This window comes from Variovorax sp. F042, assembly GCF_057814215.1.
On the sequence record NZ_JBVASX010000008.1, the window covers coordinates 190,189 to 214,877 of the forward strand.

A 24,689-nucleotide genomic window follows, 5' to 3' on the forward strand; every position below is an offset into this window, starting at 1 on the left:
CCATGACCGCGATGACCCCCGGCAAGCTGTTGGCATATTGGGCAACGCGGCCGACCGTGATGCCGATGCAGGAAGAGCTGAGCCTGATCCGCGATATGCGCGCGCTGGACACTGCCGACATCGCGAAGGATCTGGCGTCGTTCGTCTCGCTCATCGAACTCGTCCAGCGATCGCATGCGAGCAACGGAATTTTCGAGATGACCGAGGCCGACGAAGCGCACACCGTCGGTTTCTTCCAGTGGCTCAAGAGCCTGGAAAAGACGCTTCGCGTGCCGTTGGCAATGCACGCCGACGGCCTGGACCTGACCTGCGCCGAACTGGCGAAGCGGATGCCTCGATAGGGTGCCGAATGCTCGACCTCTACTTCGTCGAACCGGCCTGCAGGCACTTGCCGAAAGACCCGCGTGGCCTCGAGCATGCGGGCTCCGTCGATCTGGATGTGCATCGCTCACTCGCGGCCCTCTTCGACAGATGCATCCAGAAAGGCGCCGACCTCAAGTACTTCGAGGATTCACTGCTGAGTGGAGAGCAGGTTGTGGCCATGCTCGAGATATTCACCGCCAACACCCCTGAAACTGGTGCCCAACGCGGGCAGATTGCGGCCTTCAAGTCGATGCACGCGATCTTGACCCGGGCGAAAGCACGGGGCATGGGGCTCGCAGCGTTCTGCGACTGATGTCTGCCTGCCCACGTTGCGCTACAGGAGTCGTGCGAAGGCCAAGCAGATCAAGGCCCGAGCTTGCGCATCGTCGAGTGCAGCAACGATCACGGTGATGCGCTCAAAGTCGACGCGATCCCCAATTTGTTCACTGCATGGAGGCGTCCGCCAGCGCGCTTCTCCCATACATTTGAAGGTCCGCCGCGCCTCACGGCGGGACATCGATGCACACCGCAGCGATGTCGATGTGAGGCACAAAAGGCGACGGCCAAGGTGCGCTAACACCATGGCCGTCTGACCAATCAACGTGCACAACCTCGGAAAGGACGCACATCAAATGGCTGATCGAATTATCGCCGGGCAAAACACGCCCACCTCCGACGACGTAACCCACCAGCAGGACGCGTCAGGCACTCTTGAGAACAAGTTGACCCAATTGCAATCTCTGCTGAGTTGCTGCCATGGGGACTGGAGTGAATGGCTCGAAGGAATTGGGGAGCGGCATCGGGACAACATCATGTGGCTTGCCTCCGATCTGGTGGACGACATTGCCCGACTTGTCCAGGAGCTTCTGAAGAAGCCCAACGCGATGGATCAGCACCAAGCCTGAGGCCATCAGCCGGCAGGCGTTGTTGCCCGCCGCTGATCTTCATGGCTGGACCGCAGCGAGCGCGCCGGGTGACAGCCGGTTGCGAAAGTAGCTCGCGGTCTCTTCGTCGCTGCAGTAGACGTAACACCCTTTCATGCCGCGCGTCATCAACGTGCGGTAGGTGTTCTTGATGATGAGATCCGCCTCTGCAGCGGCATTTTTGGGATTGGCCTTGAATCGAGACTTGTAGCCGCGCAATGTCTTGTCGAATCGGTCTCGTGCCTCTGGCACTGTCACGACGCACCCGTCGCGAACTATCAAATCCGGCCCGATGATGACCCCGATGTAGTCCACCTCCAAGCCCTGGCAGGTATGAATGCAGCCCACCTCGTTGATCGAGTTCGGCGCAATGATCCACAAGCTACCGTCGACGTCGAGGTTCCAGCGCTTGCGGTAGTCACCGATGACGATGTCGAAGGCCTTCGGGTCCTTCTTGCTGGTCCATGGCCAGCAATAGCCGGCGACCACGCGTGCGGTGCCGGTCGTGTTCTTTGCTTTGATCGATGCATGCAATTCGTCGGGCGTGCCGAAGACTTGAAAGTCGAACTCGGCCGGCGTGAGCGTCTTGTTGGCGGTCTCTCGCACATCGAGCGTGTCGTCGAGCCAAGCGATGTAGCCGTCCGAGCCGCTGCACCTGAATTGCGAGGCCAACTCGTGCTCCGACACCTCGGCACCCTTACCGATGCCGAAGTCGCGAATGGTCTTCTTGCTGCCGATGTCGCTCAGCGTCACGCGCTGGTCTTCATCGATGAAGAACACGGTGCACTTGGCGGCGGCAATGAGCTCTTTGACCTGGTTCTCGCCGAGATTGCCGTACAGGCCGCTCTTCTCGTTCAAGCGGTGCGCCTCGTCCACGATCAACACGTCGAACTGGTCGGCGGGCGTGTCGATGAAGCCGCCTGAGCCTGTGAAGAGGTTGGCGTAGTGCGTGCGCTTCATCGTGCCGACAAGCTTGGTTTCGTAGACGCGCCTCGGCGCAGCATTCTTCGAAACGTATTTGCAGTTCAAGCCGGCACCCATCAAGGTGACCAGAGCGTTGATGGCGAGAACGGTCTTGCCAGTTCCCGGGCCGCCTTCGACGATCACCACCTTGGGGTTCGCACTCGATGCAGATCGGCCTGCGGCCAGGATGTGCTCGTAGACCTCCTTCTGGTCATCGATCAAGATGAACTCGGCGTTTCCCTTCAGCAGACCCGCAAGGCTGTCGCTGAGCGCCTTCGACGGCCTGATACGGCCGTTGGCCAGTTCATAAAGCACGCTCGGGTCACCGAACTTGATGTGCTGCTTGATGAAGGTGCGTAGCAAGCTTCGTTCTGCTTCACCGCGCAGGAACAGCGGTGCCTTTGCGATGTAGTCGGCGTAGTGGGCCGAATCGATGACGCCGTCGCGCTCGTAGTTGTGCAGGTAGGCGCAAGCCTGGACGGAGATGCCGCCGGAGTAGACGGCTTCGTTGAAGCCTTCCATCAAAGAGGCATAGGACCACGCTTGGTACGAAGGATGAACGACCTCGCGGTGTCCGCCGCCGAAGTAGGTGTTGACCAGTGCGTCCTTCATCGAAGGCTTTACCTTGTCCCATTGCTTGAGCTCGACGATCACGACGTTCTTCGAGTTGTCGTGACCTCGACCGGTCAGGCTGATGTCGATGCGCTTGGAGCTTTGCGGGATGTGAAGCTCGACGGCCACGCCGACATCATTCGGAATTTCAGAGTCGCTGAGCACTTTCGACATGTACCCGAGCGAATCGCGCCATGACCTCATCTCCGCCGCCGGCACCTTGCGGCCGGTAGCACTGAAGTACTTGGCGAGGATGACGTCTTCGATGTCCCTGTCGTTGTTGTCGCTGAGAAATTGCTTCTTGTCGGCCTCGTAGACGATCACGTCAATCCTTCCCAGACTCGCCAGCTTCAGGCTGGCTGTGCTTCTTGCTGCTGCCGCGCACCTTGTCTGCGGGGTAGCGCAGGGCGTTGGCTTTCAGCTTTTGTTGGACGGCGGCGTCGAGGTCTACGCCCAAAACGGAAGACAGGCGAACGAGGTAGAGCAGGACGTCCGCGAGCTCTTCTTGTACGGCCTGCGCCGTTTGTGGGTCTCGGCCAGCCTCTTTGGACGCTTCTTCCGGCATCCACTGAAAGATTTCATTCAGTTCGCCGACCTCGCCGGTCAGGGCCATGACCAAGTTTTTGGGGGAGTGGAATTGAGCCCAGTCGCGCTCAACAGCGAATTGCTCCAAGCGGGCGGCCAGTGGCGCGACGTCGACGAGCGTGACGCCGAGTGCCGCATCAGTTAGATCGGTCATGTGGGGCTCTCCTGTTGCCCTTTGTCAACGGGTTACGGGCTGGCCGGTCTGCTCGTGCTGAAAACGAGAGCAGACATCGGGATTTCGACGACGAAACAAGTGTATCTAGCGAGGTCGTCGCCATTTCACAGTTGCCAAACGAAATAGTCACCCGATGGTGCGAGCTTTCTGGTGATCCCCGTGTTGGCAGATGCGGAGGAGAAACGATAGTTGCCGAGGTAGCCTGAAATTGTGACTTGCCCAAATCGATTGACGTTAAAGTATGTCGCCAATCGTTAACTGTAAGGGTGAGTGATGTTCGGCTATTTCGGGGCAAATCGCAGAAGGCCAGCTCGTTGTAGGCGCTGCAGAGATGCGGTTCTCGTGCCGAATTGGGCGGCGCGAATCAATTTCTCAGGGAAATGACGTGGCAAGCAAGCCAGCGTTCCCCTCGCTTTCGATTGCTGAAGAGCTCCCATCTTTTGTCTTGGGAAAAACCTATCAGCGTTGGCCTGATCTCAACATTCCGTTCGGAGGCGGTCGGCAAGGCGGTATTTCTGACTCTGCGCAAGCTCCGGTGACGTTCTTGTTCACTGGGGATAGCGGTGAACGCTATGGCTACGAAGACCGATTCGATGACGAAGGCACCTTCTTTTTTTCGGGTGAAGGCCAGAAGAGCGACATGAGGTTTGTCCGAGGCAACATGGCGGTGCGCGATCACTCAGTCAGAGGAAAAGCGCTGCATTTGTTTCGGACCATTGGCAAAGGCAAGGGGCAAAAGTACCTTGGGGAATTCGTCTATCACGGGCACGACTGGGTTCGTGCGCCTGATGTCGAAGGCATTCTTCGCAACGCGATCATTTTTCGGCTTGTACCGGTCGCTCGCCTCGAGCAGTTGGAACTCGCTTCAGCAGTGGACGATCGTGCTAAAGATCTGACGCTTCAAGAGTCCAGAAATAGGGCAATTGCCGCCTCTAAGGTCGATGGCTCACAAAACGGCAAAGAGGGAAGTCGCACCGTCTACGAGCGCAGCCGAGCAGTGCGTGATTACGTGCTTTTGCGCGCAGCAGGGAAGTGCGAACTTTGCGAGCAACCTGCGCCGTTTCGTCGAAACGGGGGTCTTCCCTATCTGGAGCCGCACCACACCACACGGGTGTCTGATGGAGGACCCGATCATCCGCAGTTTGTTGCCGCCCTTTGCCCCGCTTGTCATCGGGAGGTGCATTACGGCGAACACGCGCGGACAAAGAATCTGACGCTGATGGAAAGACTTCAGGCTATTGAGTCAGCAGGGCCTGCTTGATTGCGAACGGCGACTAGGCTCAATTTCAGGACCCACAAACAAAAAGCCCCGCTATTGAAAAAATAGCGGGGCTTTTGATTTGGTGCCGGAGAGATGAATCGAACACCCGACCTTCTCATTACGAATGAGCTGCTCTACCGACTGAGCTACACCGGCGAAGCCTCAGATTATAGCCAAGAAATCACGCCTTCTCGGCGTGGTACTGGGTCAGCCGCTCAACTTCGTTACGCGAACCCAACATCACGCTCACCCGCTCATGCAGTTTGGTGGGCTGCAGGTCCAGGATGCGTTGCTTGCCGTTGGTGGCCGCGCCGCCGGCCTGTTCGACCAGCCAGCTCATCGGGTTGGCCTCGTACATCAGGCGCAGCTTGCCGGCCTTTTCGGGCTCGCGCTTGTCCCACGGGTACATGAAGACGCCGCCGCGCATCAGGATGCGGTGCACGTCGGCCACCATGCTGGCAATCCAGCGCATGTTGAAGTCCTTGCCGCGCGGGCCTTCCTTGCCGGCCAGGCATTCGTCGATGTAGCGCTTCATGGGCTCGTCCCAGTGGCGCATGTTGCTCATGTTGATGGCAAATTCCTTGGTGTCGGCCGGAATCTGGATGTCTTCCTGCGTCAGCACGAAGCTGCCTTGCTCGCGGTCCAGCGTGAACATGGCCACGCCGTTGCCCACGGTCAGCACCAGGGTGGTCTGCGGGCCGTAGATGCAGTAGCCGGCGGCCACTTGCTGGGTGCCTGCCTGCAGAAAGTCGCCTTCCTGCACGCCGGGGTGGTCGTCGGGCTTCTTCAGCACGCTGAAGATGGTGCCGATGCTGACGTTCACGTCGATGTTGCTGCTGCCGTCGAGCGGGTCGAACATGAGCAGGTATTCGCCCTGCGGGTAGCGGTTGGGCACCACGTAGATGCTGTCCATTTCCTCGCTGGCCATGGCCGCGAGGTGGCCGCCCCATTCGTTGGCCTCAATCAGCACTTCGTTGGCGATGATGTCCAGCTTCTTCTGGATCTCGCCCTGCACGTTCTCGCTCTCGGCGGTGCCGAGCACGCCGCCCAGCGCGCCCTTGTTGACGGCCTGGCTGATGCTCTTGCAGGCGCGCGCGACCACTTCGAGCAGCAGGCGCAGCTGGCCGGGAATGAGGCCGTCGGCGCGTTGCTGTTCGACGAGGTAGCGGGTGAGGGAAATCTTTTGTTGAGCCATGTGTCTTGTGGGGTTCGGTTGCTTCAGTTTCCGGCCAGGGCGCGGGTCACGACTTCGTGCGTGTCCTTGCTCAGGTCGGGCTTGGCGGCCACGCGGGCGATGGCTTCGCGCGCGGCGCTGCGGTACGGCTCGGCCAGCTTGCTCCAGCGGTCGAGTGCGCGGGCGAGGCGGGCAGCCACTTGCGGGTTGATGGCGTCGAGCTCGATCACGCGCTCGCTCCAGAACACATAGCCGGCCGCGTCGGGGCGGTGAAAGGCGCCGGGGTTGGCGCTGCAATAGGCAAAGATCACGCTGCGCGCGCGGTTCGGGTTCTTCAGCGAGAAGTCAGGGTGCTTCATCAGCTGCTTGACCAGCGGCAGGATGTCGCCGCCGCGGTCGCTGGCGCCAGCCTGCAGCGAGAACCACTTGTCGATGACCAGTGCTTCGTCCTTGAAGATGGCGTGGAAGCGCGCCAGTGCCTGCGCCGCCAGGGTGTTGCCCGACGACACCAGCGCGTTGAGCGCGTTGAAGCGGTCGGTCATGTTGCCCGCGTCCTTGAAGCGCTGCAGCGTCTTGCCCGGCCACACGACGTCGCCCGAGGTGCGCGCCGCCAGGCACAGAAAGTTGAGCGCCATGCCGGCCAGCGCGCGTCTGCCCGACGAGGTCGGGTCGGGGCTGTAGGCGCCGGTGTCGTGGTTCTCTTCATAAGCCCACTGCCAGTCGGCAAAGAGGGCGGTGGCCAGCTGGGCGCGCATGGCTTCGCGCACAAGGTGCACGCGCTGCGGGTCGACCACGTCGAGCTGCTCGGCAATGTAGGTTTCCGACGGCAGCGTGAGCACCAGTTCCTTGAAGGCGGCGTCGAGCTGCGGGTTGCGCAGCACGCTGCGCATGGCGTCGATGTACGCGTCGTTCAGCACCGGCGTGGTGTCGGTGGCCAGTGCGGCAATGCCCTGCAGCGCGGCGCGCAGGCCCAGTCGCTGGCCGGCTTCCCAGCGGTTGAACGGGTCGGGGTCGTTGGCCAGCAGGGTGAGCAATTGCGCGTCGGTGTACTCGAAGTCGAGGATCACCGGCGCGCTGAAGCCGCGCAAGATGGAAGGCACGGGCTCGGCGTCGAGGCCCACGAAGGTGATCTGCTCGCCGGCGCGCGACAGCACCAGCGTGCGGGTGCCGCGGGTCACGTCGCTTTCGCTCTCGAGCTGCATCGGCAGCTCGCGGCCGCTGGCGTCGAGCAGGCCGATGTTCAGCGGAATGACGAAGGGCTCCTTCGTCGGCTGGCCCGGCGTGGGCGGGCAGCTCTGCACCACGCTCAGGGTGTAGCTGCGGTTCTGCGCGTCGTACACGCCGTGGGCCGCAAGGCGGGGCGTGCCGGCCTGGCTGTACCAGCGCTTGAACTGGGGCAGCAGGCGTGCCAGTTCCGAATCGGGGTTGGCGTCGGCAATGGCCTGTGCGAAGTCGTCGCAGGTCACGGCCTGGCCGTCGTGGCGCTCGAAGTAGAGCGTGATGCCCTTTTCGAAGCCCTTGCGGCCGACCAGCGTCTGCATCATGCGGACCACCTCGGCACCCTTTTCGTAGATGGTGACGGTGTAGAAGTTGCTGATCTCGATGTAGCTGTCGGGCCGCACCGGGTGGGCCATGGGGCCGGCGTCTTCGGGGAACTGGGCGGTGCGCAGCACGCGAACGTCTTCGATGCGCTTCACGGCGCGGGCCGAGGCGTCGGCGCACAAATCCTGGCTGAATTCCTGGTCGCGGAAGACGGTGAGGCCTTCTTTCAGCGACAGCTGGAACCAGTCGCGGCAGGTCACGCGGTCGCCGCTCCAGTTGTGGAAGTACTCGTGGCCGACAACGCTTTCGATGTTGCTGTAGTCGGCGTCGGTGGCGGTGGCCTGGTTGGCCAGAACGTACTTCGTGTTGAAGATGTTCAGGCCCTTGTTCTCCATGGCGCCCATGTTGAAGTCGCTGGTGGCAACGATCATGAAGCGGTCAAGGTCGAGCGGCAGGCCGAAGCGGGTTTCGTCCCACAGCACCGAGTTGATGAGCGAGTTCATCGCGTGCTCGGTCTTGTCGAGGTCGCCGGCGCGCACGTACACCTGCAGCAGATGCTCCTTGCCGTTGCGCGCCTTGATGCGCTGCTCGCGCGCCACCAGCTTGCCCGCCACCAGGGCGAACAGGTAGCTGGGCTTCTTGAAGGGGTCGACCCACTTGGCGAAGTGGCGGCCTTCGGGCAGTTCGCCCTGCTCGACGAGGTTGCCGTTCGACAGCAGCACCGGGTAGGCGGCCTTGGCGGCGCGCAGCGTGACGGTGTACATCGCCATCACGTCCGGACGGTCGAGGAAGTAGGTGATGCGGCGGAAGCCCTCGGCCTCGCACTGCGTGAAGAAGGTGTCTTCGCTCACGAACAGGCCCATCAACTTGGTGTTCTTGATGGGGCAGCAGGTGGTGAAGATCTCGAGCTCGAAGGCATCGGGCAGGCCGTCGATGACGAGCTGCTCGCCTTCCATGCGGAAGGAAGCGCCCTGGCCGTTGACCAGCACGCGCGCCAGGTTCAGCTCGTCGCCGTCCAGGCGCAGCGGCTGCACCGGCACCTCTGGGTTGCGGCGCATCTGCATGCGGTTGAGCACGCGGGTCTTGGCGGGGTCGAGGTCGAAGGTGAGGTCGACGGTGTCGATCCAGTACGCCGGGGCGGCATAGTCTTCGCGGCGGATGGCAATGGGTTGCCCTTGAGCGTCACGTAGCAGCATCGAGTGTCTCCAGAAAATTCGAATGGGCGAGTTCGTTGTAGTCGCGAACCGCGGCAATCACATGGGGGCCGGCAAGCTCGGCGGCGGTATGGGTGCTGCACACGGCCACGGCGCGCATGCCGCCGCGGCGGGCGGCTTCTATGCCGAAGGGTGCGTCTTCAAAGACGATGCAGCGCTCGGGCGCAATGCCGATGCGGCGCGCGGCTTCGAGAAAGATGGCGGGCGTGGGCTTGCCCGAGAAGCCTTCGTCGCCGCCCACTATGGCCAGCGGCAGCGGGTCCATCTTCAGGCGCGACATGGCGAACTCGATGTTGCCCTTGTCGCCCGCAGTGCCCACCGCCACCTTCAGGCCGCGTGCAACGGCGGCCTTGGCAAAGGCCGTGAAGCCCGCCACTTCGGTGAAGTTGTCGCTGAACATGGCACGGTAGATCTCTTCCTTCTCGTGCACCAGCACCTGGCACTCCTCGTCGGAGAGCTCGCGCTCGAACAGCTCGCGCATGCACTCGGTGCCGGTGCGGCCCGTGGTGCGCGCGAGGATGTCGCTCACGTCGAGCTTCAGCCCGTGGCGCGCCACGAACTCCACCCACGAGCGCGCATGCCAGGGCATGGAGTCGATCATGGTGCCGTCCATGTCGAAGATGAAGGCTTCGACCTTGCCACCATCCTTCAGGCTTTTCAGGCTCATCGGTTTTACACGCCCTGCTTGAGAGAGGCTTCGATGAACACGTCGAGGTCGCCGTCCAGCACCTTCTGCGTGGCCGAAACTTCGACGTTGGTGCGCAGGTCCTTGATGCGGCTGTTGTCCAGCACGTAGCTGCGGATCTGGTGGCCCCAGCCCACGTCGGTCTTGCTGTCTTCGAGCTTTTGCTGCTCTTCCTGGCGCTTGCGCATCTCGTGGTCGTACAGGCGCGAGCGCAGGCGCTTCCACGCCACGTCGCGGTTGCTGTGCTGGCTGCGGCCGTCCTGGCACTGCACCACGATGCCGGTCGGAATGTGCGTCAGGCGCACGGCCGAGTCGGTCTTGTTGATGTGCTGGCCGCCCGCGCCGCTGGCGCGGAAGGTGTCGGTGCGCACGTCGGCCGGGTTGATCTCGATCTCGATGGAGTCGTCGATTTCCGGGTACACGAAGATGCTGGCAAAGCTCGTGTGGCGGCCGCCCGACGAGTCGAACGGCGACTTGCGCACCAGGCGGTGCACGCCGGTCTCGGTGCGCAGCAGGCCGAAGGCGTAGTCGCCCTCGACCTTGATGGTCGCGCCCTTGATGCCGGCGGTGTCGCCGGGTGTTTCGTCTTCGATCTGCGTCTTGAAGCCCTTGCGCTCGGCGTACTTCAGGTACTGGCGCAGCAGCATGCTGGCCCAGTCGCAAGCCTCGGTGCCGCCGGCGCCGGCCTGGATGTCGACGAAGGCGTTCAGCGGATCGGCCGGGTTGTTGAACATCCGGCGGAATTCGAGCTGCTTGATGTCGGCTTCGAGCGTGGCGGCGTCATCGGCAATGGCCTGCAGGCCGTCCATGTCGCCGTCTTCCTTCGACATTTCGAAGAGTTCGGTGTTGTCCGAGAGCCCGTTGGTGAGCCGGTCGAGCGTGACGACCACGTCGTCGAGCGACTTCTTTTCCTTGCCCAGTTCCTGGGCCTTCTTCGGGTCGTTCCAGACGTTCGGGTCTTCGAGCGATGCGTTGACCGTCCTCAGACGTTCGGCTTTGGCATCGTAGTCAAAGATACCTCCGTAAATCGACCGTACGGACGCTCAGGTCCGCGAGCATTGCGCCGATTTGGTTGATCTGTTCTGCGTCCATGGGGTGTCCTGACTGTGTTCGGGGAAACCGGGCATTTTCTCACGGTCCGCCAGCCAGCCAGGGAGTGCCCCTGTATTGCGCCTTTCCCCTCTGGGGGAAGGCGCAAGACCCGAAATCAGAACGCCGGCACGAGCGAGCCCTTGAACTGGGTCTCGATGAAGCTCTTCACCTCCGGCGACTGGTAGGCGGCCACGAGGCGCTTGGCCCAGGGCTTGTCCTTGTCGGCGCGGCGCACGGCGATCAGGTTGGCGTACGGGCTCTTCGGCGACTCCTTGATCACGGCGTCCTTGTTCAGCGACAGGCCGGCCTTCTCGGCGTAGTCGTTGTTGATGGAGGCAATGGTCAGGTCGTCGAGCGAGCGCGGCAGCTGGGCCGCGTCGAGTGCCACCAGCTTCAGCTTCTTGGGGTTCGTCACCACGTCCAGCGGCGTGGCCGTGTTGTTCTTCACCGCCTCGGGTTTCAGCGTGATCAGGCCGGCCTGCTGCAGCAGCAACAGCGCGCGGTTGCCGTTCGACGGGTCGTTCTGGATGCCGACCGAGGCGCCATCAGGCAGCTGGTCGATCGACTTGATCTTGCGCGAGTAGAAGCCCAGCGGCGCGGTGATGGTCAGGCCCACGGGCACGATGTCGAAGCCGCGCGCCTTGTTCTGGTTGTCGAGAAAGGGCTGGTGCTGGAAGGCGTTGGCGTCGAGGTCGCCCGAGGCCAGCGCCGCATTGGGCAGCTGGTAGTCGTTGAACACCACGACCTGGATGTTCAGGCCGTCCTTGGCGGCGACCTTCTTGACCACCTCGAAGATCTGCTCGCCGTTGCCGACGGAGACGCCGACCTTGAGCGTGTTCTTGTCCTGCGCGAAGGCGGCGCTGCCGGCGAAGAGGGCGGCGGCCAGCGTGGCAAGGGCGAGGGTGCGGCGGCGGAAAGAGGTATGCATGTCGTTGCGCGAAATCAAAAAAAGAAGGCGCGAATGTGGCATTGCCGCCAGCGTTTGGGAACGAACCAATGCGCATATCGATATGGCGTGTCTTGCCCGCTGCAGGATTTCCTTATGCGCATATGCGTATAAACAGCATCCTTTTTGTTCGTTCCCTTTCGCTGCGTTTCTTTTCATACTCGGCACCTTTTTGCGAACCTCCGCGACCTGCCTTTGCGCGGGCTGCGCTTCTTTTCCATGACCCACCCTACGCCTGACGCGGGCCGCGGCCACGCGGCGCCAGTCATCCGTCTTCAATCGGTGCAGAAGTCTTTCGCCTTGCCCAATGGCGAGGTGTTCGACGCCGTGCAGTCGCTGTCGCTCGACATCCAGCAGGGCGACGTGTTCGGCCTGATCGGCAAGAGCGGCGCCGGCAAATCGACGCTGCTGCGCCTCATCAACCTGCTGGAGCGGCCCGATTCGGGCCAGGTCTTCGTCGGCGGGCGCGACCTCACCACGCTCTCGCGCCGCGAGCTGCGCGATACGCGCCAGAACATCGGCATGATCTTCCAGCAGTTCAACCTGCTGCAGAACGCCACGGTGTTCGACAACGTGGCCTTCCCGCTGAAGATCCACGGCCGCCATTCAAAGGCCGAAATCAACGCACGTGTGCGCGAATGCCTGGCGCTCGTGGGCCTGGCCGAGAAGATCGACACCTACCCGGCCCAGCTCTCCGGCGGCCAGAAGCAGCGCGTGGCCATTGCCCGCGCGCTGGCGCCGCGCCCGCAGGTGCTGCTGTGCGACGAGCCCACCTCGGCGCTCGACTCCGAAACCACGCGCTCGCTGCTGGAAACGCTGCGCGAAATCAACCAGAAGATCGGCGTGACCATCGTGATCGTCACGCACGAGCTGTCGGTGGTCGAGGTGCTGTGCCGCAACGTGGCCATCCTCGAAAAGGGCCGGCTGGTGGAGCAGTTCGCGGTCGACGCTCCGAGCGTGGAGCGCAAGACCGCGCTGGGCCGCGAAATCGACGAACTGGTGCGCCGCCGCGAACGCGAGGCGCGCGAACCCTATTCGCCGCGCCCGCCCTCGCAGCTCGGCGCACAGGAGCTGGCCTATGTTTGAGAACATCGCCCCCATCCTCCCCGAGCTGTGGGTCGCCACCGGCCAGACCTTCATGATGCTGGCCATCGGCCTGTCGGCCGCCGTGCTCATCGGCGGGCCGCTGGGCATCCTGCTGTTCCTGCTGGGCCCCGGCCAGTCGCTGGAGAACAAGCCCGCGTTCCTGGTGCTCAACTGGCTGGTGAACACGGTGCGTTCATTCCCTTTCATCATCTTGCTGGTGGCCCTGGTGCCATTCACGCGGGTGATTGCGGGCACGTCGATCGGGCCGCTGGCGGCCGCGGTGCCGCTGTCGTTCGCGGCCATTCCGTACCTTGCCCGGCTGGTCGACCAGTGCCTGCGCGAAGTGCCGCGCGGCGTGATCGAGGCGGCCCACGCCATGGGCGCGACCGAGCTGCAGATCGTCTGGCGCGTGCTGCTGGTCGAGGCCCGTTCGGGGCTGGTGCTGGCACTGACCGTGCTGGCCGTGAGCTTTCTCTCGTACTCGGCGGTGGCCGGCGTGGTGGGCGGCGGCGGCATCGGCGACCTGGCCATCCGCTACGGCTACTACCGTTTCCAGACCGACGTGATGGTGCTCACCGTGGCGCTGCTCGTGGTGCTGGTACAGATCCTGCAATTCGTGGGTAACACCACGGCAAGCAGGCTCGACAAGCGTTGATTCCTTCTCTTTTCTTCCCTGCTTTCCCTATCTCATGAAAACCGCATTCCTGCGCCGTTCCGTTCTCGCCCTGTCCCTGGCTGCCGTCTCCCTCGGCGGCCTCTCGCTGCAGGCCCACGCGCAAGACCCCGCCAAGAAGAACCTCGTGATCGGCGGCACCGCCGGCTCCAACGCCGACCAGCTCAAGGCCGGCATCGTGCCCATCCTCGAAAAGAAGGGCTACAAGGTGAAGCTGGTCGAGTTCAACGACTACGTGCAGCCCAACCTGGCGCTGGCCCAGGGCTCGCTCGACGCCAATTTCTTCCAGCATCAGGTGTACCTGAAGAAGTTCGCAGCCGACCAGAAGCTCGACCTCTCCGAACTGGTGCAAGGCCCGATCGCGCCCATGGGCGTGTACTCGACCAAGCGCAAGACGCTGGCCGACGTGAAGGAAGGCGACCGCGTGACGCTGCCGAACGATCCGAGCAACCTGGCCCGCGCGCTGGTGCTGCTGGAGCAGAACAAGCTGATCACCATCAAGACCGGCATCGATCCGTTGCGCGCGTCCGAAAAGGACGTGGCCGAGAACCCGAAGAAGCTGAAGTTCATTCCGCTCGAAGCTGCGCAACTGCCACGCTCGCTGGGCGACACTGAATACGCCATCGTCAACGGCAACTTCGCGATCTCGTCGGGCCTGAAGCTCACCGAGGCCGTGGTGCTCGAGAAAACGCCCGACTACTACCTGAATGTGGTCGCCGTGAAGACCGCCGACAAGAACACCCAGTGGGCCAAGGACATCGCTGATGCCTACCGCTCGAAGGAGTTCAAGGCCGTGGTCGACAGCAAGTTCCAGGGCTACGCCAAGCCCAGCTTCCTGCAATAACTCTTCCCGCAAGAAAAGGACTCCCATGCCCGTTCTGGCTGTATTCGATGCTCAGGGAAGCTGGCGCGACACACATGTGTGCGACGGCTGGATCACCGAACACCTGGCCGGGCAGGGCGTGAGTTGGGGGCGTGGCAAGAAGAAGGGGCAGCGCGTGCTCGACAACGCGGGGCTGTTCTACGTGCCGACTGCCGACGGCTACCTGGGGCTGCTGCTGGAGGCTGGCGAGTGGGCTGCCATGCCGGCTGGCAAGCCGCATTTCTTCGATGCAGGCGAGGCTGAGTCGCTCGACGGCTTGCCTGCCGCGCTGCCGCTGTTCGAAGCTTTCGTCGAAGAAGTGCTGTCCCTCACGGGTAACGACGCCGACGAAGAGTGAAGGGCGCGGCCGGTCTCAGGCCGCCAGCCGCTGTTGCGCCGCTCGACCAGCGGGCCGCGCCAGCCCCAGATGGTCGCGCAGCGTGCGGCCTTCGTACTCGGTGCGAAAGATCCCGCGCTTCTGCAGGATCGGCACCACGCCGTCGACAAAATCCTGCAGCCCATGCGGCAGCGCATCGGGCATCAGGTTGAACCCATCGGCCGCACCGGCCCTGAACCAGCGCTCGATGTCGTCCGCGATCTGCTCCGGCGTGCCCACGATCACGCGGTGCCCACCGCCGCCCGCCAGTTCGCGAATCAACTGCCGCACCGTGTAGCCGTGCGTGCGGCCCGCCGCGACCACTGCATTGAAGAAGGTGTGGTTGCCGTTGCCATTGCCGGGCAGTGGGAGGTCGTCGGGCAGGCGCTCGTCGAGCTTCAGGCGGTCGGGCGCAATGCCCAGCGTGCCGGCGATGCGCGTCAGGCTGTAGTCCCACGGAATCAGGTCGACCAGCTCGTCGCGCCGGCGGCGGGCTTCGGCCTCGGTGCTGCCGACGATGGTGGTCAGGCCCGCGAGCACCTTCACTGCGTCGGGGCCGCGGCCCAGTTCGGCGGCGCGTGTCTTCAGCGCGCGGGCATACGCCAGAGATTCCTCGAACGATTGCGAGGCCGAGAACACTGCCTCCGCATGGCGCGACGCCAGCTCGCGCCCGTCGGCCGAAGCACCGGCCTGCACCAGCACCGGATGGCCCTGCGGCGGGCGCGGCAGGTTCAGCGGGCCCTGCACCGCGAAGTGTTCGCCGCGGTGCGCAATGGCGTGCACCTTCGTTGTGTCGATGAAGTTGCCGGTGGCCTTGTCGCCGATGAAGGCGTCGTCCTCCCAGCTGTCCCACAGCGCCTTCACGATGTCGGTGAACTCCGAGGCGCGTGCGTAGCGCTTCGCATGGTCGGGCGTGGCGTCGAGGCCGAAGTTGCGTGCTGAGGGCAGGTCGGCCGTGGTCACCACGTTCCAGCCCGCGCGGCCACCGCTCACATGGTCGAGCGTGGCGAAGCGGCGGGCGATGTTGTAGGGCTCGTTGTAGCTGGTCGAGGCAGTGGCGATCAGGCCGATGTGCGTGGTGGCCGCGGCCACGCAGGCCAGCAGCACCGTGGGTTCCAGTGCGGTGATCGGGCGGAAGTTGATCTGGTCGACGATGGCCGCGTTGTCCGCGAGAAACACCGCATCGAGCTTGGCCGCCTCGGCGATCTGCGCCGTGCGGATGTAATGCCGGATGTCGGCAAAGGCCCGCGGATCGCTCTCCGGCAGGCGCCATGCCGAGGGCACGAAGCCCGAATGCAGGATGTTGACGTTGAGGTGCAGTTGCCGGGGCTTGGGGCTGGTCGAAAGGCTCATTGGGAGAAGTAGTCGGGCAGCCGGTAGCCGGCCCATGTCGGGTTGGCCCTGAAGAAGCGCTGGAACTCGGCCGACTGGTAGGCCGCCGCAATGTCTTTCGCGAACTGGGCTTGCTCGTTGCTGCGCTTGACGGCCACCACGTTCACGTAGGGCAGCGTCATGTTTTCGAGCTTGAGCGCATCGGTGAGCTTCAGGCCCGAGGCCACCGCGAAGTTGCCCTGCACGGCGGCGATGTCGGCATCGGCCAGCGAGCGCGGGGCCTGCGCGGCTTCGAGCGGCACGAGCTTCAGGCGCTTCGGGTTGTTCACGATGTCGCGCTCCGACACGGCCAGCGGACTCACGCCCGGCTTGAGCGTGACCCAGCCGACGGCCGCGAGGATGTTGAGCGCGCGCGCCGCGTTCACCGGGTCCGAAGGCAGCGTGACCGTGGCGCCGTCGGGCACCGTGTCGAGCGACTTGTGGCGCTGCGAGTACAGGCCCATCGGCGGCGTCGGCACATGCACCACCGGCACGAGGTCGAAGCCCTGCTGCTTGTTGGTGGCGTTGAGGTACAGCGTGTGCTGGAAGATGTTGGCGTCGATCTGCCCGCGCTCGACTGCGTCGTTGGGCTGCACGCCCTGGCTGAACTCGACGTACTTGACGGTGTAGCCGAGCTTCTTCAGCTGGGGCTCGATGCCGTTCGTGAAGGCATCGCGGTACGGGCCGGGCATGAAGCCCACGCGCAGGTCGGCGGCGTGGGCGGAAACCTGAAGAAGCAGGCTCAGGGCAAGGCCGCCGAGCAGTGGGGCGGACCAGCGCGCCAGCGAGGGCGCGCGCGAAGAAAAGCGCATGACAGGCAACTCCGGGAGGCAAGAGGGAGCTGCGCACTCTAGGTCGCGGTGCCTGCGGCGCGAACGAAGATTCGTGCGCTTCGATATCCGCTTGTCGAATATCAGGCGGGCTGGCTTTCGTTCTTCAGGAAGTCGACGAACGCGCGCAGCGGCGCAGGCATGTGCGTACGGCTCGGGTAGTACAGGAACGGCCCCGAAAAACTCTGCCACCAGTCTTCGAGCACGGGCACCAGCGTGCCGCGGTCGATGGAGGGCCGCAGGTATTCGTCGAAGGTGTAGATCAGGCCCAGGCCCGACTCGGCGGCGTGCAGTTCGAGGTCGAGCATCGACGCGATCAGCGGCCCTGCCGGCGTGATCTTGACGGCCTTGCCCTTGCGCACGAAGCCCCAGGTGGCGAGCACGCCGCTCGGGAAACGGTGGGCGATGCAGGCGTGCTGCAGCAGGTCGGTCGGGTGCCTGGGCGTTCCGTGCTTCGCCAGGTAGGCAGGCGACGCCGCGGCCACGAAGCGCTGCGTGCGAGGGCCCAGAGGCACGGCGATCATGTCGCGCGCAATGCTCTCGTCGTAGCGGATGCCGGCATCGAAGCCCGCGGCGAGTACGTCGATGAAGGTGTCGTTGGTCGTGATCTCCAGCGTGATGCCCGGGTGCTCCGCCAGGAAGCGGCTGGCCAGCGGCGGCAGCACGCGCTGCGTCACGATCGTCGGTACGTTCAGCCGCAGCGTGCCGGTGGGACTGTCGCGAAAGCTGTTGAGCGTGTCGAGCGCGCCCGCGATGTCGTCGAGCGCGGGCGAGATGCGGTCCAGCAGCCGCTGGCCGGCTTCGGTGGGTGTGACGCTGCGCGTCGTGCGGTTCAGCAGGCGCACGCCAAGCTGCGCTTCGAGCCGCCGCATGGCCTCGCTGAGCGAGGAGGGCGATACGCCGCGCAGCGTGGCGGCGCCGCGAAAGCCGCGCGCCCGGGTCACGGCAACAAAGGCGCCGAGATCGGAAAGATCGGGATCGGTCATGGCGGGATTGTGCGTTTTTCTGCACAACCCGTGCGCTGCCGGACGGATTATCGAACGGGCCGATTCCTTCCAGACTAGCGCCATGCCGTTCGCAACCGCGTCCGGCCACAGTCAAAAAGTCAGAAAGGACACTGCAATGAACACACTTCAACTCGGCACCAAGGCCATGAACGGCCCCAAGGTTTCCGCCTTCGGTCTCGGCTGCATGGGCATGTCGGGCATGTACGGCCCTTCGGATCGCGCAGAAAGCATCGCCACCATCCATGCCGCGATGGACGCGGGCATCACGCTGCTAGATACCGGCGACTTCTACGGCAGCGGCCACAACGAAATGCTGATCGGCGAAGCGCTCAAGGGCCTCAAGGGTTCGCAGCGCGATGCCGCACTGGTCAGCGTGAAGTTCGGCGCCATGCGCGACCCGGCCGGTGGCTGGGTTGGCTACGACGCTCGGCCCGCGGCGGTGAAGAACTTCGCTACCTACTCGCTGCAGCGCCTGGGCGTGGACCACATCGACATCTACCGCCCGGCGCGGCTCGACCCGAACGTGCCTATCGAAGACACCATCGGCGCCATCGCCGACCTGGTGAAGGCGGGCTACGTGCGCCACATCGGCCTGTCGGAAGTCGGCTCGCAGACCATCCGCAAGGCGGCGGCCGTGCACTCGATCTGCGACCTGCAGATCGAGTATTCGCTGATCTCGCGCGGCATCGAGGACGACATCCTCGCGACCTGCCGCGAGCTGGGCATCGGCATCACCGCGTACGGCGTGCTCTCGCGCGGCCTGATCAGCGGGCACTGGAAGAAGGATGCGGCGGGCGAGAAGGATTTCCGGGCGCACAGCCCGCGCTTCCAGGGCGAGAACGTGGACCGCAACCTCGCGCTGGTCGATGCGCTGCGCAAGATCGCCGAGGCCAGGGGCGTCACCGTCGCGCAGATCGCCATTGCGTGGGTGGCGGCGCAGGGCGACGACATCGTGCCGCTGATCGGCGCGCGGCAGCGCACGCGGCTGGAAGAAGCGCTGGGCGCGCTGAACGTGAAGCTGGCGGCCGACGACTTCGCAGCCATCGAGCGGGCGGTGCCGAAGGGCGCTGCGGCTGGCGACCGCTATGCGGCGGCGCAGATGGCGAGCCTCGACAGCGAATCGCGCCGCGCCTGAGCCTCAGTTCGCGAGGAACTCCTCGATCATCCGCGCCACACGCTGCGGCTGGTCGTGGTGCAGCATGTGACCGGCGTCTTCGAGGCGCTCGATGCGGCTGTTGGCAACCGACCTCAGGCGCTCGTGGAATTCGTCGAGCGTGTAGCGGCTCTTCCACCAGCCTTTCAGGCTGTCGTCGGATGCCTCGACCATCAGCAACGGAGCGGTGATGCGCGCGTAGAGCGCCAGCGTTTCGTCGACGCGGAAGATGTGTGCGTTGACGATCTTGTGCGCCGCCTCGCCGAGGATCTGCCAGCGCTCGCTGCCGTCGGGCTGGGCGTGGTTCACCGACCAGTGGCTGGCCAGCCAGTTGGCCTTGTCGGGCGTGAGGCGGGGGTTGGTCTTCATGAGGCGGCGCGCCACGCCCTCCACGGCCGAATAGCCAGCCAGCGCCATCTCGCCGCGATGCAGGCGCTTGAGCTCGTCGATCCACTGGCCGTAGCGCGCGGGCGCTTCCTCGGGCTTGCGCGCGGGCATGCCGAAGCCTTCGAGATTGACCAAGCGGCGGATGCGCTGGGGCCGCACGCCGGCGTAGTGCATGACGACGTTGCCGCCCATGCTGTGGCCGACGAGGTCGACCTGCCGGGCGCTGTCGTCTTCGCCTGCGTAGTGGTCGAGCAGCCACTCGAGGTCCGCCAGGTAGTCGGCGAGCCAGTAGTTGTCGACGCCGCCGCCGTCGGTCAGGCCGAAGCCGCGCCAGTCGGGGGCGATGATGAAGCGGTCTTCCTCCATCGCATCGACCACGAACTGCCACGATGCGGCCACGTCCATCCAGCCATGCACCAGCACGAGCGGCGGGCGCTCGTCGGAGGGCTGGCCCCAGAGGCGCACGTGGTAGCTGAGGTTGCGCACGGGCACGAATTCGCTGCGGGAGGGGCGGAGGGCTTGGTACATGGGCGTCGATGATAAAGAGGCCTTTGTGCTGACGCAGTCCGGCACAGGACAGCGGGCGGGGGCGGAACGCTCGGGTTTTGATGGGGCGGCCAGCAGGCTGTGGGGCGGGGCGGTAGCATCCCGCGCATGAAAAAGATCCAACTCGGTCAAAGCGACCTGCACGTCACCCCGATCTGCCTTGGCACGATGACCTTCGGCGAACAGGTCGACGAGCCCACCTCCCACGCCATCCTGAGCCGCTCGCTCGAGCGCGGCGTCGACTTCATCGACACCGCCGAGATGTACTCGGTACCCACGCGCAAGGAAACCTACAGCGTCACCGAGACCATCATCGGCAACTGGTTCGCCGCCAACCCCGGTGCGCGCGAGAAGCTGGTGGTCGCGACCAAGGTGGCCGGCCCGTCGCGCGGCATGCCCTGGGTGCGCGAAGGCAGCGGCATGACGGCGGCCGACATCGAAGCCTCGTGCAACGCCAGCCTGAAGCGGCTGCGCACGGACGTCATCGACCTCTACCAGATCCACTGGCCGGAGCGCCACGTGCCGCTGTTCGGCAACATGTATTACGACCCGGCGAAGGAAACCTCGAAGACGCCGATCCACGAGCAGCTCGAAGCGCTGGGCAAGCTGGTGAAGGCGGGCAAGGTGCGCGCCATCGGCCTGTCGAACGAAACGCCGTACGGCGTGCACGAGTTCGTGCGGCTGGCCGAGCAGCACGGGCTGCCGCGCGTGGCGACGGTGCAGAACGTGTACAGCCTCATCAGCCGCGGCTACGAGAACGGGCTGGACGAGACGATGCACCGGCTGGGCGTGTCGCTGCTGGCGTATTCGCCGCTGGCCTTCGGCCTGCTGACGGGCAAGTACGACCAGAGCGGCATCGAAGGGCCGGATGCGCCGAAGGGCGCGCGGATTTCGAGCTACGAATCGGTGCGCAAGCAGCGTTGGGGCCGCCCCGATTCGCTGCGCGCGGCCAAGCGCTACAACCAGCTGGCCCGCGACAACGGCCTGACGCCGACGCAGCTGGCGCTGGCCTTCTGCTACACGAAGTGGCAGGTGGCGAGCACGATCATCGGCGTGACCTCGGTGGCGCAGCTGGAAGAAGACCTGGACGTGTACGGCACCACGTTGTCGGCGGAAATCCTGGCGGAGATCGACAAGATCCGCTGGGAGATTCGCGACCCTGCTGCGTAATTCAACGGCCACATTCGCCCTGGGCGGCGGCCAGGGCGAGGGCTGGCAGGCTCAGCAGGCCCATGTTGCCGCCTTTGAACTGGCCCTTCATGCAGTCGCCGTGTGCAGCGCTTGCGACGCCTGCGCTCAACCTGGAATCAAAGGCTGAGCGCGGGGTGCCGTTGAGGTTCTGGCCGGCGCGTTCCGCGAATGAGCGCTCGCGGCCGATGTCGCGCAGGGCGCGGCGGGTGCTTTCCGAATGAAGGATCAGCGGCGCGGGGGTTGTCGTGGCTTGCGGCGGCTGTGTGACTGGCGTAGCGGGGACGGTGATCGCCTTGCCGCGAGCAGTTCGGGGCATGCGCGTGGTTGTCGCGCGTGTGGTCGCAGTCGTGGTTTGCGGCGCCGCTTCCCGCGGTGCGGGAGGCACGGCCTTCACTGGGGCTTCGACCTGCACCACCTCCATGACCATTCGCTTCACCGGGGCGGTCTCGCGGCCGTGCGGCTGCGTGGCGACCAGCAGCAGCCAGAGCACCGCCGCGTGCATCGCCACCACGGCCAGCACCAGCCCGAGGTAGAACGAAGCCGTGGCCACCGGGGCTGGCGTATGCTGCATGGCTGGAATGGAATTCAATGTAGTACGGCAGATTTTTTGCCGTGGAACACCAGGTTTTCTGAAGCGATCCTGAACCCGCAGTTGCCACCGAGATGGCCAAGAAAAGCACTCACACCTCCGAGACGCCCGCCACCCAGCTGCTGCGTGCGCACAAGATCTCCTTCACCGAGCACCCCTACGAGTACGTCGAGCACGGCGGTGCGCAGCGCGGCGCCGAGATGCTCGGGCTCGACCCGTTCACCGTCATCAAGACGCTGGTCATGCAAGACCAGGACGCCAAGCCGCTGATCGTGCTGATGCACGGCAACCGCACGGTGTCGACCAAGAACCTCGCGCGGCAGATCGGCGCCAAGTCGGTCGAGCCCTGCAAGCCCGAGGTGGCGCAGCGGCACAGCGGGTACATGGTGGGCGGTACTTCGCCGTTCGGCACGCGGCGCGAGATGCCGGTGTATGTGGAATCGACCATCCTCGAACTGCCGAGGATCGTGCTCAACGGCGGGCGCCGCGGCTACCTGATCGGCATCGATCCGCAGGTGTGCGTGGGGTTGCTGGGCGCGAAGCCCGTGCAATGTGCGCTGGCAGAATAGCCGGCGCCATGGCGACATCCTCGTCTTCCGACTTCTTTCCCCTGCGAGCCGCTGGCAACCCGGGCCAGGGCACGGCGTTCGCACTTGCCTTTCGCAACGACGAGCGCGAATGGACCGAATCGCTCGACCTGTCGGCGTTGCTGCGCGACGCACTGCTGGCGCGCGGCCAGGCCGCCGCGCTCGCACGCGATGGCTGGGTCACGCTGTCCGACGGACTCTGGCTGCTGCCGCAGATCCTGAGCTACTCGCGCGCCGAGGACGGCAGCGTGCGCACCTCCAGCACCATCGAGGTGGCCCATGCCGGACTCTTGCCGCAGGGCGTCTTCGAGTACCAGCATTCGGGCGGCGAAACCACCGAGCAGGCCCTGACCCGCGGGTTCGACCTGTGGGCGCAGGTCGATCTGGTTGTGTTCCAGGATGCGCTGGGCGGTGAACTCGCCCACTGCACGTCGATGGACATGAGCTGGAAGGAGGGGCGGCAGCGGCGCGTGCTGTTCGGCCCCGTGGCGCACCGGGCGGCGCTGCCGGCGGCCGAGGTTGAGGAAGAGCACCCGTTCTGCCCCTGCTGCCTGTTCACCAATACCTGGGACGCCTTCAAGCCGCAGATCGAATCGGACAGTCTCCACGCCGTGCGCCTCTATGCCGCGCGCGACGCCGAGGGTGAAGTGCAGGCCGACTGCCGCGTCAACGGCGAGGACTGGCCCGCCGGCGCCGAGGCCCTGCGCGCCTATGTGACACGGTGGCCCGACCGCGGCTTCGAGTTTCGCAAGCAGTATGTTGTGATCCAATCGCCGCCCCAGGCGCTCGTCGCCGAATAGAACAACAACCATCCCCCGCGGAGTGCCGTCTTGAGTTTCAACTTGCCTTCCCTCATCGCCATCGTGGCGTCGTACCTGATCGGCTCGCTGTCCTTCGCGGTCATCGTGAGCAAGGCGCTCGGCATGGCCGATCCGCGCAGCTACGGCAGCAAGAATCCCGGCGCCACCAATGTGCTGCGCTCGGGTAATAAAGGTGCGGCGCTGGCCACGCTGCTGCTCGACGCTATCAAGGGCTGGGTGCCGGTGTTCCTGATTCACCGGTTCGGCGCGCAGTGGGGGCTAGGGGAGGGCGTTGCTGCCCTGGCCGGCCTGGCAGCGTTTCTTGGCCACCTGTATCCGGTGTTCTTCGGCTTCCAGGGCGGCAAGGGCGTGGCTACGGCGGCAGGCGTGCTGGTGGGCGTCGCGCCCTGGCTGGGGCTGGCCACCGGCGCCACCTGGCTGATCATCGCCGTCTTCTTCCGCTACTCGTCGCTGTCGTCGCTGGTGGCGGCCTTCTTCGCACCGGCCTACTATCTGGTCGGCGGCGGCATCGCGTGGCCGCTCGACAGCACAGTGCTGATCGCGCTCATCGTCATGAGCCTGCTGCTGATCTGGCGGCACCGCGAAAACATCCGCCGGCTCGCGGCCGGCACGGAGTCGAAGCTCGGCTCCAAGAAGAAACAGGACTGAAGAAAGAACACCATGGCCTCCATCACCCGCTTCCACGTCGGCCCCCGTCTCTCGGAGACGGCCGTGCACAACGGCACCATCTACCTCGCGGGCCAGGTGCCCGACGACACCTCGCAGGACATCCGCGGCCAGACCACGCAGGTGCTGGGCATGGTCGATCGCCTGCTGGCCGAGGCCGGCAGCGACAAGTCGCGCATTCTCATGACGCAGATCTTCCTGGCGGACATCACCGACATCACGGCGATGAACGAGGTGTGGGACGCCTGGATTCCGGCCGGCAACACGCCGCCGCGCGCCACCGTGCAGGCCAAGATGGCCAATGCGGCCTACAAGATCGAGATCGTGGTGACGGCCGCGCAGGCCTGACGCTCAATCAATAGCGTTTTTCGAGGACCATCTGGTCCGCGTCGCGCCGCATCGAGAAGCGATTGATGAAGCTGTTGCCCAGCAGCACGAAGGGCATGGCCTGCGGCGAGACGATGGCGTCGATGTCGTAGACCTCGACGTCGCCCACGCGCACCGACTGCAGCCGCAGCTTGTAGCCCGAAGTCGTGCCGTTGGCGGTGTTCATCATGACGCGCTGGCCCTTGCTGTAGTCGAGCCCGATGCGCTGGGCGTCGTCGGCCGAGAGCGCGATGGACGTCGCACCCGTGTCGAGCATGAACGTGACCGGCCGGCCGTTTATGGCGCCTTGCGTCATGAAATGCCCGCGGCTGTCGGCCGACAGCACGACACGGTTTCCGCCCCCGCCTGAGCTGCCACCGCCGCCGATACTGACCGGCGTGTCCATGCGCAGGCTGACGCGCTTGCCGTCGAGTTCGACCACGGCCTGTTCGGCCTGCAGCGAGAGCAGTTTCACGCCCTGGTAGCTCTCGCCGACCGCCACGGTCTTGGGCGGGTTGCCGTTCACGATCAGGATCGCGCGGCTGCCGATGCTGCCGGTCAGGGTGACCGAGCCGGCGGCATGCGCCACTGCAGCGGCAGCCAGCAGCTGCGCTGCGACGACGAGGGCTTTCATGAAGGGAGC

Annotated in this window: 27 protein-coding genes and 1 tRNA gene; 14 read left to right on the forward strand and 14 right to left on the reverse strand. The window is 64.7% G+C overall.

Features of this window, described 5'->3' with window-relative positions; all coding sequences use genetic code 11:
- The first annotated feature begins 2 nt into the window (after positions 1-2).
- From ACZYSP_RS23590 to ACZYSP_RS23600, 3 genes are all read left to right on the forward strand, one after another.
- Entirely contained in the window at positions 3-341 is a 339-nt protein-coding gene (locus ACZYSP_RS23590; RefSeq protein ID WP_093077929.1) for a hypothetical protein, read from the forward strand.
- An 8-nt stretch (positions 342-349) separates the two neighbouring features.
- On the forward strand, positions 350-676 hold the full coding sequence (locus ACZYSP_RS23595; RefSeq protein ID WP_093077928.1) for a hypothetical protein: 327 nt from the start codon (positions 350-352) through the stop codon (positions 674-676).
- A 319-nt stretch (positions 677-995) separates the two neighbouring features.
- The gene (locus tag ACZYSP_RS23600; RefSeq protein ID WP_093077926.1) at positions 996-1,268 is read left to right on the forward strand and encodes a hypothetical protein; all 273 of its coding nucleotides are present in this window, start codon (positions 996-998) and stop codon (positions 1,266-1,268) included.
- 39 nt (positions 1,269-1,307) lie between these two features.
- Here ACZYSP_RS23600 and ACZYSP_RS23605 read toward each other — a convergent pair whose 3' ends face one another.
- Together ACZYSP_RS23605 and ACZYSP_RS23610 are read right to left on the reverse strand one after the other, a co-directional pair.
- Complete coding sequence (locus tag ACZYSP_RS23605) at positions 1,308-3,185, reverse strand: DUF2075 domain-containing protein (protein ID WP_093077925.1); 1,878 nt, start codon at positions 3,183-3,185, stop codon at positions 1,308-1,310.
- Between the two features lies 1 nt (position 3,186).
- Positions 3,187-3,600 (reverse strand): nucleotide pyrophosphohydrolase, encoded by a 414-nt coding sequence (locus tag ACZYSP_RS23610; protein WP_093077923.1) that lies wholly within the window; start codon positions 3,598-3,600, stop codon positions 3,187-3,189.
- Positions 3,601-4,006: 406 nt separating this feature from the next.
- On the opposite strand from ACZYSP_RS23610, the gene ACZYSP_RS23615 reads away from it, so the two are divergent.
- A complete protein-coding gene (locus tag ACZYSP_RS23615; RefSeq protein ID WP_256216824.1) occupies positions 4,007-4,882 on the forward strand; it encodes an HNH endonuclease in 876 nt (291 codons plus the stop codon).
- Positions 4,883-4,962: 80 nt separating this feature from the next.
- On the opposite strand, the gene ACZYSP_RS23620 is transcribed toward ACZYSP_RS23615, so the two are convergent.
- The 6 genes from ACZYSP_RS23620 to ACZYSP_RS23645 all read right to left on the reverse strand — a co-directional run bounded on the left by ACZYSP_RS23620 (position 4,963) and on the right by ACZYSP_RS23645 (position 11,517).
- Positions 4,963-5,038, reverse strand: a tRNA-Thr gene (locus ACZYSP_RS23620).
- 25 nt (positions 5,039-5,063) lie between these two features.
- On the reverse strand, positions 5,064-6,077 hold the full coding sequence (locus tag ACZYSP_RS23625) for a class 1 fructose-bisphosphatase (protein WP_093051765.1): 1,014 nt from the start codon (positions 6,075-6,077) through the stop codon (positions 5,064-5,066).
- Between the two features lie 23 nt (positions 6,078-6,100).
- Positions 6,101-8,794, reverse strand: coding sequence for an aminopeptidase N (pepN, locus tag ACZYSP_RS23630; protein WP_489016903.1), 2,694 nt, complete (start codon positions 8,792-8,794; stop codon positions 6,101-6,103).
- Complete coding sequence (locus ACZYSP_RS23635; protein ID WP_093077919.1) at positions 8,781-9,479, reverse strand: HAD family hydrolase; 699 nt, start codon at positions 9,477-9,479, stop codon at positions 8,781-8,783. The genes pepN and ACZYSP_RS23635 overlap by 14 nt, the downstream gene beginning before the upstream one ends.
- 5 nt (positions 9,480-9,484) lie before the next feature.
- Positions 9,485-10,589 (reverse strand): peptide chain release factor 2 gene (gene prfB, locus ACZYSP_RS23640; RefSeq protein ID WP_097198623.1). Its coding sequence is split into 2 segments (ribosomal slippage): positions 9,485-10,507 and positions 10,509-10,589, totalling 1,104 coding nucleotides; the frame shifts between segments, so codons are not numbered across the junction.
- Between the two features lie 115 nt (positions 10,590-10,704).
- The gene (locus ACZYSP_RS23645; RefSeq protein WP_093051901.1) at positions 10,705-11,517 is read right to left on the reverse strand and encodes a MetQ/NlpA family ABC transporter substrate-binding protein; all 813 of its coding nucleotides are present in this window, start codon (positions 11,515-11,517) and stop codon (positions 10,705-10,707) included.
- A gap of 237 nt (positions 11,518-11,754) precedes the next feature.
- On the opposite strand from ACZYSP_RS23645, the gene ACZYSP_RS23650 reads away from it, so the two are divergent.
- The 4 genes from ACZYSP_RS23650 to ACZYSP_RS23665 are packed head-to-tail and all read left to right on the forward strand — an operon-like array spanning position 11,755 to position 14,514.
- A complete protein-coding gene (locus ACZYSP_RS23650; protein WP_093077961.1) occupies positions 11,755-12,621 on the forward strand; it encodes a methionine ABC transporter ATP-binding protein in 867 nt (288 codons plus the stop codon).
- Positions 12,614-13,276 (forward strand): methionine ABC transporter permease, encoded by a 663-nt coding sequence (locus tag ACZYSP_RS23655; RefSeq protein ID WP_007835547.1) that lies wholly within the window; start codon positions 12,614-12,616, stop codon positions 13,274-13,276. The genes ACZYSP_RS23650 and ACZYSP_RS23655 overlap by 8 nt, the downstream gene beginning before the upstream one ends.
- Positions 13,277-13,310: 34 nt before the next feature.
- On the forward strand, positions 13,311-14,138 hold the full coding sequence (locus ACZYSP_RS23660) for a MetQ/NlpA family ABC transporter substrate-binding protein (protein WP_093077917.1): 828 nt from the start codon (positions 13,311-13,313) through the stop codon (positions 14,136-14,138).
- 25 nt (positions 14,139-14,163) lie between these two features.
- Positions 14,164-14,514: a cupin domain-containing protein gene (locus tag ACZYSP_RS23665; protein ID WP_093077916.1), complete on the forward strand. Its 351-nt coding sequence runs from the start codon at positions 14,164-14,166 to the stop codon at positions 14,512-14,514.
- 15 nt (positions 14,515-14,529) lie between these two features.
- Here ACZYSP_RS23665 and ACZYSP_RS23670 read toward each other — a convergent pair whose 3' ends face one another.
- The 3 genes from ACZYSP_RS23670 to ACZYSP_RS23680 form a co-directional block, all read right to left on the reverse strand.
- Positions 14,530-15,885 (reverse strand): LLM class flavin-dependent oxidoreductase, encoded by a 1,356-nt coding sequence (locus ACZYSP_RS23670; protein WP_093077914.1) that lies wholly within the window; start codon positions 15,883-15,885, stop codon positions 14,530-14,532.
- The gene (locus tag ACZYSP_RS23675; protein ID WP_093077913.1) at positions 15,882-16,715 is read right to left on the reverse strand and encodes a MetQ/NlpA family ABC transporter substrate-binding protein; all 834 of its coding nucleotides are present in this window, start codon (positions 16,713-16,715) and stop codon (positions 15,882-15,884) included. Before ACZYSP_RS23675 ends, ACZYSP_RS23670 begins: the two co-directional genes overlap by 4 nt.
- Positions 16,716-16,816: 101 nt before the next feature.
- Positions 16,817-17,719, reverse strand: coding sequence for a LysR family transcriptional regulator (locus ACZYSP_RS23680; protein ID WP_093077911.1), 903 nt, complete (start codon positions 17,717-17,719; stop codon positions 16,817-16,819).
- Positions 17,720-17,855: 136 nt separating this feature from the next.
- On the opposite strand from ACZYSP_RS23680, the gene ACZYSP_RS23685 reads away from it, so the two are divergent.
- Entirely contained in the window at positions 17,856-18,875 is a 1,020-nt protein-coding gene (locus tag ACZYSP_RS23685) for an aldo/keto reductase (RefSeq protein WP_093077910.1), read from the forward strand.
- 3 nt (positions 18,876-18,878) lie between these two features.
- Here ACZYSP_RS23685 and ACZYSP_RS23690 read toward each other — a convergent pair whose 3' ends face one another.
- Complete coding sequence (locus ACZYSP_RS23690) at positions 18,879-19,808, reverse strand: alpha/beta fold hydrolase (RefSeq protein ID WP_093077908.1); 930 nt, start codon at positions 19,806-19,808, stop codon at positions 18,879-18,881.
- A 126-nt stretch (positions 19,809-19,934) separates the two neighbouring features.
- Here ACZYSP_RS23690 and ACZYSP_RS23695 point away from each other — a divergent pair, with 126 nt between their 5' ends.
- Positions 19,935-20,996 carry an aldo/keto reductase gene (locus tag ACZYSP_RS23695; protein ID WP_093077907.1) on the forward strand — a complete coding sequence of 354 codons (1,062 nt, stop codon included), beginning with the start codon at positions 19,935-19,937 and terminating at the stop codon, positions 20,994-20,996.
- 1 nt (position 20,997) lies between these two features.
- Here the strand turns inward: ACZYSP_RS23695 and ACZYSP_RS23700 are convergent, their stop codons facing one another.
- On the reverse strand, positions 20,998-21,588 hold the full coding sequence (locus ACZYSP_RS23700) for a hypothetical protein (RefSeq protein ID WP_093077905.1): 591 nt from the start codon (positions 21,586-21,588) through the stop codon (positions 20,998-21,000).
- A gap of 92 nt (positions 21,589-21,680) precedes the next feature.
- Here ACZYSP_RS23700 and ACZYSP_RS23705 point away from each other — a divergent pair, with 92 nt between their 5' ends.
- The 4 genes from ACZYSP_RS23705 to ACZYSP_RS23720 are packed head-to-tail and all read left to right on the forward strand — an operon-like array spanning position 21,681 to position 24,028.
- On the forward strand, positions 21,681-22,175 hold the full coding sequence (locus ACZYSP_RS23705) for an aminoacyl-tRNA deacylase (protein WP_093077904.1): 495 nt from the start codon (positions 21,681-21,683) through the stop codon (positions 22,173-22,175).
- Positions 22,176-22,183: 8 nt separating this feature from the next.
- Entirely contained in the window at positions 22,184-22,993 is an 810-nt protein-coding gene (locus tag ACZYSP_RS23710) for a DUF6348 family protein (protein ID WP_489016910.1), read from the forward strand.
- Positions 22,994-23,023: 30 nt separating this feature from the next.
- Positions 23,024-23,662, forward strand: coding sequence for a glycerol-3-phosphate 1-O-acyltransferase PlsY (gene plsY, locus ACZYSP_RS23715; protein ID WP_489016912.1), 639 nt, complete (start codon positions 23,024-23,026; stop codon positions 23,660-23,662).
- A gap of 12 nt (positions 23,663-23,674) precedes the next feature.
- Positions 23,675-24,028 carry a RidA family protein gene (locus tag ACZYSP_RS23720; protein WP_093051722.1) on the forward strand — a complete coding sequence of 118 codons (354 nt, stop codon included), beginning with the start codon at positions 23,675-23,677 and terminating at the stop codon, positions 24,026-24,028.
- Positions 24,029-24,035: 7 nt separating this feature from the next.
- Here ACZYSP_RS23720 and ACZYSP_RS23725 read toward each other — a convergent pair whose 3' ends face one another.
- Complete coding sequence (locus tag ACZYSP_RS23725) at positions 24,036-24,680, reverse strand: retropepsin-like aspartic protease family protein (protein ID WP_093051719.1); 645 nt, start codon at positions 24,678-24,680, stop codon at positions 24,036-24,038.
- Between the last annotated feature and the right edge of the window lie 9 nt (positions 24,681-24,689).